Consider the following 11,064-nt stretch of genomic DNA (forward strand, 5'->3'; position numbering starts at 1 on the left):
TTCCATGATCTCTACCTTGCGACGTGGCCTGTTGGTACTGCTCGCGGCCTTGCCGCTGGTGGCTAACGCCGTGGCTGCGCCCTCTGCGCATGATCTGGTGCAGGATACGACCAGCCGGTTGCTCGCCGATCTGGCGGCCAACAAGGAAAAGTACAAGCAGGACCCGAAAGACTTCTACGCCGCGTTGAACAGCATTGTCGGGCCCGTGGTGGATGCCGAAGGCATCTCCAAGAGCATCATGACCGTCAAGTATTCGCGCAAAGCCACGCCGGCGCAGATGAAGACCTTCGAAGAGAACTTCAAGACTGGCCTGTTCCAGTTCTATGGCAATGCGCTGCTTGAGTACAACAACCAGGGCATCACCGTGGACCCGGCCAAGGACGAGTCGGGCAACCGCACCAGCGTCGGCATGACCGTCAAGGGCAGCAACGGCGCGATCTATCCAGTGTCCTACACCCTGGAAAAGATCAATGGCGAGTGGAAACTGCGCAACGTGATCATCAATGGCATCAACATTGGCAAGCTGTTCCGTGACCAGTTCGCCGACGCCATGCAACGCAACGGCAACGACCTGGACAAGACCATCAATGGTTGGGCCGGTGAAGTGGCCAAGGCCAAGGAAAACACCGAGAAGCAAAGCCAATGAGTGACTCGGCCGTGCGTTTGGGGGAGGCTGGTGAGCTGCTGCTCAGCGGAGTCCTCGATTACCGCTCCGGGCCAGTCCTGCGCAAGCAGGGCCAGGCCTTGATCAAATCGAGCACGGCACCTGCCGTGGTGCTCGATTGCGCCGGTGTGGAGAAATCCAGCAGCGTTGGCTTGTCCTTGCTGCTGGCGTTCATTCGTGATGCGGCAGCGGCGGGCAAGGCGGTGAGCATCCGTGCCCTGCCTGACGATATGCGTGAAATTGCTCAGGTCTCGGGTTTGACCGAGCTTTTGGCGCACCCTTAACTACCATCTATAAAGAAGCCCCCCGTCAGAGTCCTGCTATGCGGGGTTCGCAGGCGCGGGGCTTTTTTGTATGATGTCCGACCCGCGCGCACAGGGCGCCGATTGAGGTTTAGCATGCAGGCCGTAGAAGTGAAGAGCTTCCTTGAGGGAAAGCTTCCCGGAACTCAGGTAGAAGTTGAAGGCGAAGGCTGCAACTTTCAGCTGAACGTGATTAGCGATGAACTGGTGGCTTTGAGCCCGGTCAAGCGTCAGCAGAGCATCTATGCCCATTTGAACCCATGGATCGCCGATGGCAGCATCCACGCGGTCACTATGAAATTTTTCAGCAGCGCGGCCTGGGCCGAGCGCACCTGAGCCCAAGGGCGTCGAGATTCTTATGGATAAATTGATTATTACCGGCGGCGTTCGTCTTGATGGCGAAATCCGTATCTCCGGGGCAAAGAACTCTGCCCTGCCGATCCTGGCGGCAACGCTGCTGTGCGATGGCCCGGTGACGGTTGCCAACCTGCCGCACTTGCACGACATCACCACCATGATCGAGCTGTTCGGTCGCATGGGCATTGAGCCTGTGATCGACGAAAAACTCAGCGTCGAAATCGACCCACGTACCATCAAGACCCTGATCGCGCCGTACGAACTGGTGAAAACCATGCGTGCCTCGATCCTGGTGCTGGGGCCGATGGTTGCCCGTTTTGGCGAGGCCGAAGTGGCACTGCCTGGCGGTTGCGCCATCGGTTCGCGTCCGGTCGACCTGCACATCCGTGGCCTTGAAGCCATGGGCGCGACCATCGACGTGGAAGGCGGCTACATCAAGGCCAAGGCGCCAGAAGGCGGCTTGCGCGGGGCTAACTTCTTCTTCGATACCGTCAGTGTGACCGGTACCGAGAACATCATGATGGCCGCAGCCCTGGCCAACGGCCGCAGCGTGCTGCAGAACGCCGCTCGTGAGCCGGAAGTCGTCGACCTGGCGAACTTCCTCAACGCCATGGGCGCCAACGTCCAGGGCGCTGGCACCGACACCATCACCATCGAAGGCGTGAAGCGCCTGGGCACTGCCACCTACCGCGTGATGCCGGACCGTATCGAAACCGGTACCTACCTGGTCGCGGCAGCCGTGACCGGCGGCCGGGTGAAGGTCAAGGACACCGATCCGACCATCCTCGAAGCGGTGCTGGAAAAACTTCGCGAAGCCGGTGCTGAAATCACCACGGGCGAAGACTGGATCGAGCTGAACATGCACGGCAAGCGACCGAAAGCGGTCAACGTGCGTACTGCTCCGTACCCGGCGTTTCCGACCGACATGCAGGCGCAGTTCATCTCCCTCAACGCTATTGCCGAAGGCACGGGCGCTGTGATCGAGACGATCTTCGAAAACCGTTTCATGCACGTCTACGAGCTGCACCGCATGGGCGCTCATATCCAGGTCGAAGGCAACACTGCCATCGTTACCGGCATCGACAAGCTCAAGGGCGCGCCAGTCATGGCCACCGACCTGCGTGCTTCGGCCAGCCTGGTGATTTCGGCGCTGGTAGCCGAAGGCGATACGCTGATCGATCGCATCTACCACATAGACCGTGGTTACGAGTGCATCGAAGAGAAGCTGCAGATGCTCGGCGCGAAGATCCGCCGCGTACCGGGCTAGTCGTTGCGTCAAGGGCACAGGGAGGTGCCCACAGATTTGTTGAAGTCGAGCCTGTTACGGGCTCGATCTGTGTCCGGCGCCGTTTGCGACCGGGCATCGTTGCCTGATAAGGACTGACGTTTCCCATGTTGACCATCGCACTGTCCAAGGGCCGCATCCTCGACGACACCCTGCCGCTTCTGGCTGAAGCGGGCATCGTGCCAACCGAGAATCCGGACAAGAGCCGCAAGCTGATCATCCCCACGACCCAGGCCGATGTGCGCTTGCTCATCGTGCGCGCCACCGATGTGCCGACCTACGTCGAGCATGGTGCCGCTGACCTGGGCGTCGCCGGTAAAGATGTGTTGATGGAATACGGCGGCCAGGGCCTCTACGAGCCGCTGGACCTGCAGATCGCCCAATGCAAGCTGATGACCGCCGGCAAAGTCGGTGCCATCGAGCCCAAGGGCCGCCTGCGGATCGCCACCAAGTTCGTCAACGTTGCCAAGCGCTACTACGCCGAGCAAGGCCGCCAGGTCGACATCATCAAGCTGTATGGCTCGATGGAACTGGCACCGCTGATCGGCCTGGCGGACAAGATCATCGACGTGGTCGATACCGGCAACACGCTGCGGGCCAACGGTCTGGAGCCACAGGAGTTCATTGCGGCGATCAGCTCCCGGCTGATCGTCAACAAGGCTTCGATGAAAATGCAACACGCCAGGATCCAGGCGTTGATCGACACCCTGCGCCAGGCAGTGGAGTCGCGACACCGCGGCTGATTCACTTGCGCGACGTTAAGTCGCGCCCGTCTATCCGCCTCATAGCCAGAATTCTCAGGTGCCCAAGCGGAACGACTGCTAGTTTAGGGCGCCTGAGTTTTTGCCATTCCTATGAGGCTCTCGCTATGACCGCACCGACTGCAATTCGCCGACTCAACGCTGCTGACCCGGATTTCGCGCATCATCTGGATCATCTGCTGAGCTGGGAAAGTGTGTCTGACGACTCGGTCAATCAGCGGGTGCTGGACATCATCAAGGCCGTGCGTGAGCGCGGCGATGCGGCGCTGGTGGACTTTACCCGCCAGTTCGACGGCCTGGACGTGAAGTCCATGGCCGACCTGATCCTGCCGCGCGAGCGTCTGGAGCTGGCGCTCACCCGCATCTCCGTGCCTCAGCGCGAAGCGCTGGAAGTCGCCGCCGCCCGTGTGCGCAGCTACCACGAAAAGCAGAAGCAGGACTCCTGGAGCTACACCGAGGCCGATGGCACGGTGCTGGGCCAGAAAGTCACGCCGCTGGATCGCGCGGGCCTGTACGTGCCAGGCGGCAAGGCTTCCTACCCGTCTTCGGTGCTGATGAACGCGATTCCAGCCAAGGTCGCGGGTGTGCCCGAGGTGGTCATGGTGGTGCCGACGCCACGGGGCGAAATCAATGAGCTGGTGCTGGCCGCGGCCTGCATCGCCGGCGTCGACCGCGTGTTCACCATCGGTGGCGCTCAAGCCGTTGCCGCATTGGCTTACGGCACCGAAAGCGTGCCGCGGGTCGACAAGGTGGTCGGCCCGGGCAACATCTACGTTGCCACTGCCAAGCGCCACGTGTTTGGCCAGGTCGGTATCGACATGATTGCCGGGCCTTCGGAGATCCTCGTGGTGTGCGACGGCCAGACCGATCCGGACTGGATTGCCATGGACCTGTTTTCCCAGGCCGAGCACGACGAAGACGCCCAGGCCATCCTGGTCAGTCCCGACGCCGAATTCCTCGACCGGGTGGCGGCGAGCATCAGCAAGCTGCTGCCGACCATGGAGCGGGCCGAGATCATCCAGACGTCGATCAACGGTCGTGGCGCACTGATCCAGGTGCGTGACATGCAACAAGCCATCGACGTAGCCAACCGCATCGCCCCGGAGCACCTGGAGTTGTCGGTGGCCGACCCGCAAGCCTGGCTGTCGCAGATCCGTCACGCTGGCGCGATCTTCATGGGGCGCCACACCTCTGAGGCCCTGGGCGATTATTGCGCCGGCCCCAACCACGTGCTGCCGACCTCCGGCACCGCGCGATTTTCCTCGCCGCTGGGGGTCTACGACTTCCAGAAGCGCTCGTCGATCATCTTCTGCTCCGAAGCGGGCGCCTCCGAGCTGGGCAAGACCGCCTCGGTGCTGGCTCGCGGCGAGTCGTTGACTGCCCACGCCCGCAGCGCCGAATACCGCATCGTTGCCGATCAGGAAGGGAAGTGAACATGAGTAAATTCTGGAGTGCGTTCGTCAAGGACCTGGTGCCCTACGTCCCGGGCGAGCAGCCGAAGCTGACCAAGCTGGTCAAGCTCAACACCAACGAAAACCCCTACGGTCCATCGCCCAAGGCGCTGGCCGCCATGCAGGTCGAGCTGAACGACAACCTGCGCCTGTACCCGGACCCCAACAGCGACCTGCTCAAGCAAGCCGTGGCCAGCTACTACGGCGTGCAGGGTAACCAGGTGTTCCTCGGTAACGGTTCCGACGAAGTCCTGGCCCACATCTTTCACGGCCTGCTGCAGCACGACAAGCCGCTGCTGTTCCCGGATATCAGCTACAGCTTCTATCCGGTGTACTGCGGGCTGTACGGCATCACCTTTGACGCGGTGCCTCTGGACGAGCAGTTCCAGATCGACCCGGCGCACTACGCGCGGCCGAACGGCGGGATCATCTTCCCCAACCCGAACGCGCCGACCGGCTGCCTGTTGGCCCTGGACGCCGTCGAGCAGATCCTCAAGGCCAGCCCGGATTCCGTGGTGGTGGTGGATGAGGCCTACATCGACTTTGGCGGTGAGACGGCGATCAGCCTGGTGGACCGTTATCCGAACCTGCTGGTAACCCAGACCCTGTCCAAGTCGCGCTCACTGGCCGGCTTGCGGGTTGGCCTGGCCGTCGGTCATCCGGACCTGATCGAGGCGTTGGAGCGGATCAAGAACAGCTTCAACTCCTACCCGCTGGATCGCCTGGCGATTGTCGGGGCGGCGGCGGCGTTCGAGGATCGCGAGTATTTCACCAAGACCTGCCAGTTGGTCATCGACAGTCGTGAGCAAGTGGTCGCGCAGTTGCAGGAAAAAGGCTTTGAGGTCCTGCCGTCGGCAGCCAACTTCATCTTCGCCCGTCACCCGCAACACGATGCGGCTGCGCTGGCGGCGAAGTTGCGTGAGCAAGGGGTGATTGTCCGGCACTTCAAGCAGGAGCGGATTGCCCAGTTCCTGCGTATCTCCATCGGCACGCCGGAGCAGAACCAGGCGTTGATCGACGGCTTGGGCGACCTCTAAAGCACCGTTGCCCCCTGTAGGAGCAAGCCGCCAACGGGCGCTCGCTCCTACAAGGGTTTATATCAGGCGTTACTCTTGTTCCTTGACCATGGGTGCAGGAGGTGGGCGCAGGCCGATTTCTGCGGTCAGCTTGAGTTCCTTGCCATTGCGGATCACCTGGATGCTGACCTTGTCGGTAGGCTTGATGCGCGCCACCTGGTTCATCGAGCGCCGACCGTCGCCAGCCGGCTCACCGTCGATGCTCAGGATCACATCCCCCAGTTGCAGGCCGGCTTTCTGCGCCGGGCCGTCACGGAAAATCCCCGCCACTACAATGCCCGGACGCCCGGACAGGCCAAACGACTCTGCCAGTTCCTGGCTCAAGGGTTGCACTTCAATGCCCAGCCAGCCACGAATCACCTGGCCGTGCTCGATGATCGACTTCATCACTTCCATGGCCAGCTTGATCGGAATCGCGAAGCCGATGCCCTGGGAGCCGCCGGACTTGGAGAAGATCGCCGTGTTGATGCCAGTCAGGTTGCCGTTGGCGTCCACCAGCGCGCCACCGGAGTTGCCGGGGTTGATTGCCGCATCGGTCTGGATGAAGTCTTCGTAGTTGTTCAGGCCCAACTGGTTGCGTCCGGTGGCACTGATGATGCCCATGGTCACGGTCTGGCCGACACCGAACGGGTTGCCGATGGCCAGTGCCACATCACCCACACGAATGCTTTCCGAGCGGCCGACGGTAATCGACGGCAGGTTCTTCAAGTCGATCTTGAGTACCGCCAGGTCGGTTTCCGGGTCACTGCCAATAACCCGGGCCAGGGTTTCGCGACCGTCCTTGAGCGCGACCACGATCTGGTCGGCACCGGAGGTGACGTGGTTGTTGGTCAGCAAATAGCCTTGCGAACTCATGATCACGCCCGAGCCGAGGCTCGATTCCATGCGCTTCTGCTTGGGCGCGTTATCGCCGAAGAAACGTCGGAACTGCGGGTCTTCGAACAGCGGGTGGCTGGTCTTGTTGACCACTTTGGTGGTGTAGAGGTTGACCACCGCGGGTGCGGCGATGACTACCGCGTCCGCGTAGGACACCGGGCCCTGCTGCGTCAGAGTGGTTTGCGGGGCCTGCTGCAGGTTCACATCCAGGTTCGGAAGCCCGACCCACTGTGGGTAACGCTGGATAATCAGCAACGCAATCAGCACGCCGGCCAATAGCGGCCAGCCAAAAAAACGCAGACCCTTGAGCATTGAACAAATCCTGGGAGGTTACGAGGGGCCAGCGACGGCCCATAATGTCGCGCATTATACGAGGCCGCGCGTGCCTCTGAACGGGATATTTAGGAGTCTTTTATGGCCGTTGCCCTGAGCACCCTGGTAGCAGAAGCGGATCGTTACCTTGGCAGTTCGCGGATTGCCGATTATTGCCCCAATGGCCTGCAGGTCGAGGGGCGGCCGCAAGTCATGCGTATCGTCAGCGGCGTCACGGCCAGCCAGGCCTTGCTCGATGCCGCCGTCGAAGCCAGCGCCGACCTGATCCTGGTCCACCATGGCTACTTCTGGAAGGGCGAAAGCCCGTGCATCACCGGCATGAAGCAGCGCCGGCTCAAGACCCTGCTCAAACACGACATCAGCCTGCTGGCCTATCACCTGCCGCTGGACCTGCATCCGGAAGTGGGCAACAACGTGCAACTGGCCCGGCAACTGGAGATTACTGTGGAAGGCCCGCTGGACCCAGACAATGCCAAGGTGGTCGGGCTGGTCGGCTCCCTTGCCGAACCGATGACCGCCCGCGACTTTGCCCGCCACGTGCAGCAGGTCATGGGCCGCGAGCCGCTGTTGATCGAAGGCGAGCAGATGATCCGGCGAGTCGGCTGGTGCACCGGCGGCGGGCAGGGCTATATCGACCAGGCAGTGCAGGCCGGCGTCGACCTGTACCTGAGCGGTGAAGCGTCGGAGCAGACTTTCCACAGCGCCCGGGAAAACGGCATCAGCTTCATCGCCGCCGGTCACCACGCCACCGAACGCTACGGCGTCCAGGCGCTGGGAGAATACCTGGCGCGTCGGTTTGCCCTGGAGCACATCTTCATCGACTGCCCGAATCCCATCTGACGAATCGCTCCTACAGGGGCGCGGATCACCCGAACGCGACGGTATATTGATATACCCTTTCGATCTAGTTGGCGTCCTGATTAGAAGGGGTCGCTGTGCTAGGATTCCCCGCTCGAACACGGCCCGGTGGCCGTTCATAAGAAAGTTTTCGTGAGTAGCCATGGTCGACAAACTGACGCATCTGAAACAGCTGGAGGCGGAAAGCATCCACATCATCCGCGAGGTAGCCGCCGAGTTCGATAACCCGGTGATGCTGTACTCCATCGGTAAAGACTCCGCCGTGATGCTGCACCTGGCACGCAAGGCGTTCTTCCCGGGCAAGCTGCCGTTTCCGGTGATGCACGTCGACACCCAGTGGAAATTCCAGGAGATGTACAGCTTCCGCGACAAAATGGTCGCCGAGCTGGGCCTGGACCTGATCACCCACGTCAACCCGGACGGTGTTGCGCAGGGCATCAACCCATTCACCCACGGCAGTGCCAAACACACCGACATCATGAAGACCGAAGGCCTGAAACAGGCTTTGGACAAGCATGGTTTCGACGCCGCCTTCGGTGGTGCGCGCCGCGATGAAGAGAAATCCCGCGCCAAGGAGCGCGTGTACTCGTTCCGCGACAGCAAGCACCGCTGGGACCCGAAAAACCAGCGCCCCGAGCTGTGGAACGTGTACAACGGCAAGGTCAACAAGGGCGAGTCGATCCGCGTCTTCCCACTGTCGAACTGGACCGAGCTGGATATCTGGCAGTACATCTACCTGGAAGGCATCCCGATCGTGCCGCTGTACTTCGCCGCCGAACGCGAGGTCATCGAGAAAAATGGCACGCTGATCATGATCGACGACGAGCGCATCCTCGAACACCTGAGCGATGAAGACAAAGCCCGCATCGTCAAAAAGAAAGTGCGTTTCCGTACCCTTGGTTGCTACCCGTTGACGGGCGCGGTGGAGTCCGAGGCCGAAAGCCTTACGGACATCATTCAGGAAATGCTCCTGACGCGAACTTCCGAGCGCCAGGGCCGTGTCATCGACCACGATGGCGCAGGCTCGATGGAAGACAAAAAACGTCAAGGTTATTTCTAAGGGGCTGTCATGTCGCATCAATCTGATTTGATCAGCGAGGACATCCTCGCCTACCTGGGCCAGCACGAACGTAAAGAACTGCTGCGTTTCCTGACCTGCGGTAACGTCGATGACGGCAAGAGCACCCTGATCGGGCGCCTGCTGCACGACTCCAAGATGATCTACGAAGACCATCTGGAAGCCATTACCCGCGACTCGAAGAAAGTCGGCACCACCGGTGACGATATCGACCTGGCATTGCTGGTCGACGGCCTGCAGGCTGAGCGCGAGCAAGGCATCACCATCGATGTCGCGTACCGCTACTTCTCCACCGCCAAACGCAAATTCATCATTGCCGATACCCCGGGCCATGAGCAGTACACCCGCAACATGGCCACCGGCGCGTCGACCTGTGACCTGGCGATCATCCTGGTGGACGCCCGCTACGGCGTGCAGACCCAGACCCGTCGCCACAGCTTCATCGCATCCCTGCTGGGCATCAAGCACATCGTCGTGGCCATCAACAAGATGGACCTCAAGGACTTCGACCAGGGCGTGTTCGAGTCGATCAAGGCCGACTACCTGCAGTTCGCCGAAGGCTTGAAGCTCAAGCCCACCAGCATGCACTTTGTGCCGATGTCAGCCCTCAAGGGCGACAACGTGGTGAACAAGTCCGAGCGTTCGCCGTGGTACACCGGCCAGTCGCTGATGGAAATCCTCGAGACCGTTGAAGTGGCGGGCGACCGCAACTTCACCGACCTGCGTTTCCCGGTGCAGTACGTCAACCGTCCCAACCTGAACTTCCGCGGTTTCGCCGGCACCCTGGCCAGCGGTATCGTCAAGAAAGGCGACGAAATCGTGGTCCTGCCTTCGGGCAAGAGCAGCCGCGTCAAATCCATCGTCACCTTCGAAGGTGAGCTGGAGCACGCCGGTCCTGGCCAGGCGGTCACCCTGACCATGGAAGACGAGATCGACATCTCCCGTGGCGACCTGCTGGTACATGCCGACAACGTGCCGCCGGTGACCGACAGCTTCGAAGCCATGCTGGTGTGGATGGCTGAAGAGCCGATGCTGCCGGGCAAGAAGTACGACATCAAGCGCGCCACCAGCTACGTGCCGGGCTCCATTGCCAGCATCGTCAACAAGGTCGACGTCAACACCCTGGAAGAAGGCCCGGCCAGTGCGTTGCAACTGAACGAAATCGGCAAGGTCAGGATCGCGCTCGATGCGCCGATCGCCCTCGACGGTTACGAAAGCAACCGCACCACCGGCGCGTTCATCATCATCGACCGCTTGACCAACGGCACCGTGGGCGCCGGCATGATCGTCGCCCAACCGGTGGCGCACGGCAGTGCTACCCACCACGGCAAACTGGCGCACGTGGCCACAGAGGAACGTGCCCAGCGCTTCGGCCAGCAGCCGGCCACCGTGCTGTTCAGCGGCCTGTCGGGCGCAGGCAAGAGCACCCTGGCCTATGCGGTCGAGCGCAAGCTGTTCGACATGGGCCGTGCGGTGTTCGTGCTCGATGGCCAGAACCTGCGTCACGACCTCAACAAAGGCCTGCCGCAGGATCGCGCCGGGCGCACCGAGAACTGGCGTCGTGCGGCGCATGTTGCCCGGCAGTTCAACGAAGCCGGCCTGCTGACCCTGGCGGCCTTCGTGGCGCCGAGTTCCGAAGGTCGTGAGCAGGCCAAGGACCTGATCGGCAAGGACCGTCTGCTGACGGTCTACGTCCAGGCTTCGCCGGCGGTCTGTGCCGAACGTGATCCACAAGGCCTGTATGCGGCGGCCGGGGATAACATCCCGGGCGAGTCCTTCCCGTACGACGTGCCGTTGGACGCCGACCTGGTGGTCGACACCCAGGCGCTGTCGCTGGAAGACAGCGTCAAGCAGGTGCTGGATCTGCTGCGTGAGCGTGGTGCGATCTAAGGCAGGAGCAGCGGCAAGTTTCTAGCTTCAAGCTGCAAGGAAAAGCCCCCAGACAAGTGATTGTCTGGGGGCTTTTTTGTGTCTGTTCCGACGCTTTCGCGGGCAAGCCCGCTCTCACAGTTTTGAGGGTGTT

11 protein-coding genes are annotated in these 11,064 nt (G+C 61.5%); 10 read left to right on the forward strand and 1 reads right to left on the reverse strand.

What is annotated here, in order from left to right:
- Nucleotides 1-4: 4 nt before the first annotated feature.
- From CKW24_RS17145 to hisC, 7 genes are all read left to right on the forward strand, one after another.
- The gene (locus CKW24_RS17145; protein WP_095169359.1) at nt 5-646 is read left to right on the forward strand and encodes a phospholipid-binding protein MlaC; all 642 of its coding nucleotides are present in this window, start codon (nt 5-7) and stop codon (nt 644-646) included.
- A complete protein-coding gene (locus tag CKW24_RS17150; RefSeq protein ID WP_095169360.1) occupies nt 643-948 on the forward strand; it encodes a lipid asymmetry maintenance protein MlaB in 306 nt (101 codons plus the stop codon). Before CKW24_RS17145 ends, CKW24_RS17150 begins: the two co-directional genes overlap by 4 nt.
- Before the next feature lie 114 nt (nt 949-1,062).
- Entirely contained in the window at nt 1,063-1,302 is a 240-nt protein-coding gene (locus CKW24_RS17155) for a BolA family protein (RefSeq protein ID WP_003439919.1), read from the forward strand.
- 22 nt (nt 1,303-1,324) lie between these two features.
- Nucleotides 1,325-2,590: a UDP-N-acetylglucosamine 1-carboxyvinyltransferase gene (gene murA / locus CKW24_RS17160; protein ID WP_095169361.1), complete on the forward strand. Its 1,266-nt coding sequence runs from the start codon at nt 1,325-1,327 to the stop codon at nt 2,588-2,590.
- 125 nt (nt 2,591-2,715) lie between these two features.
- On the forward strand, nt 2,716-3,351 hold the full coding sequence (gene hisG, locus CKW24_RS17165; RefSeq protein WP_095169362.1) for an ATP phosphoribosyltransferase: 636 nt from the start codon (nt 2,716-2,718) through the stop codon (nt 3,349-3,351).
- A gap of 125 nt (nt 3,352-3,476) precedes the next feature.
- Nucleotides 3,477-4,802, forward strand: coding sequence for a histidinol dehydrogenase (gene hisD, locus CKW24_RS17170; protein ID WP_095169363.1), 1,326 nt, complete (start codon nt 3,477-3,479; stop codon nt 4,800-4,802).
- A 2-nt stretch (nt 4,803-4,804) separates the two neighbouring features.
- A complete protein-coding gene (hisC, locus tag CKW24_RS17175) occupies nt 4,805-5,857 on the forward strand; it encodes a histidinol-phosphate transaminase (RefSeq protein WP_095169364.1) in 1,053 nt (350 codons plus the stop codon).
- Nucleotides 5,858-5,926: 69 nt separating this feature from the next.
- Here hisC and algW read toward each other — a convergent pair whose 3' ends face one another.
- Nucleotides 5,927-7,084: a Do family serine endopeptidase AlgW gene (gene algW, locus CKW24_RS17180; RefSeq protein WP_095169365.1), complete on the reverse strand. Its 1,158-nt coding sequence runs from the start codon at nt 7,082-7,084 to the stop codon at nt 5,927-5,929.
- A gap of 102 nt (nt 7,085-7,186) precedes the next feature.
- Between algW and CKW24_RS17185 the strand changes: the two genes are divergently transcribed.
- The 3 genes from CKW24_RS17185 (at nt 7,187) to cysN (ending at nt 10,931) form a co-directional block, all read left to right on the forward strand.
- Nucleotides 7,187-7,945 carry a Nif3-like dinuclear metal center hexameric protein gene (locus CKW24_RS17185; protein ID WP_095169366.1) on the forward strand — a complete coding sequence of 253 codons (759 nt, stop codon included), beginning with the start codon at nt 7,187-7,189 and terminating at the stop codon, nt 7,943-7,945.
- A gap of 160 nt (nt 7,946-8,105) precedes the next feature.
- A complete protein-coding gene (gene cysD, locus CKW24_RS17190) occupies nt 8,106-9,023 on the forward strand; it encodes a sulfate adenylyltransferase subunit CysD (protein ID WP_060542996.1) in 918 nt (305 codons plus the stop codon).
- A 9-nt stretch (nt 9,024-9,032) separates the two neighbouring features.
- The gene (gene cysN, locus CKW24_RS17195) at nt 9,033-10,931 is read left to right on the forward strand and encodes a sulfate adenylyltransferase subunit CysN (protein WP_095169367.1); all 1,899 of its coding nucleotides are present in this window, start codon (nt 9,033-9,035) and stop codon (nt 10,929-10,931) included.
- Nucleotides 10,932-11,064 lie beyond the last annotated feature (133 nt).

Source organism: Pseudomonas sp. Irchel 3H3 (genome assembly GCF_900187635.1).
In the GTDB taxonomy this organism is placed as follows: Bacteria; Pseudomonadota; Gammaproteobacteria; order Pseudomonadales; family Pseudomonadaceae; genus Aquipseudomonas.

Bases quoted from the DNA above. Each gene is read 5' to 3' on its own strand.
- CKW24_RS17145 (WP_095169359.1), top strand. From the start codon at position 5: ATGATCTCTACCTTGCGACGTGGCCTGTTGGTACTGCTCGCGGCCTTG.
- CKW24_RS17150 (WP_095169360.1), top strand. From the start codon at position 643: ATGAGTGACTCGGCCGTGCGTTTGGGGGAGGCTGGTGAGCTGCTGCTC.
- CKW24_RS17155 (WP_003439919.1), top strand. From the start codon at position 1,063: ATGCAGGCCGTAGAAGTGAAGAGCTTCCTTGAGGGAAAGCTTCCCGGA.
- murA (WP_095169361.1), top strand. From the start codon at position 1,325: ATGGATAAATTGATTATTACCGGCGGCGTTCGTCTTGATGGCGAAATC.
- hisG (WP_095169362.1), top strand. From the start codon at position 2,716: ATGTTGACCATCGCACTGTCCAAGGGCCGCATCCTCGACGACACCCTG.
- hisD (WP_095169363.1), top strand. From the start codon at position 3,477: ATGACCGCACCGACTGCAATTCGCCGACTCAACGCTGCTGACCCGGAT.
- hisC (WP_095169364.1), top strand. From the start codon at position 4,805: ATGAGTAAATTCTGGAGTGCGTTCGTCAAGGACCTGGTGCCCTACGTC.
- algW (WP_095169365.1), bottom strand. From the start codon at position 7,084: ATGCTCAAGGGTCTGCGTTTTTTTGGCTGGCCGCTATTGGCCGGCGTG.
- CKW24_RS17185 (WP_095169366.1), top strand. From the start codon at position 7,187: ATGGCCGTTGCCCTGAGCACCCTGGTAGCAGAAGCGGATCGTTACCTT.
- cysD (WP_060542996.1), top strand. From the start codon at position 8,106: ATGGTCGACAAACTGACGCATCTGAAACAGCTGGAGGCGGAAAGCATC.
- cysN (WP_095169367.1), top strand. From the start codon at position 9,033: ATGTCGCATCAATCTGATTTGATCAGCGAGGACATCCTCGCCTACCTG.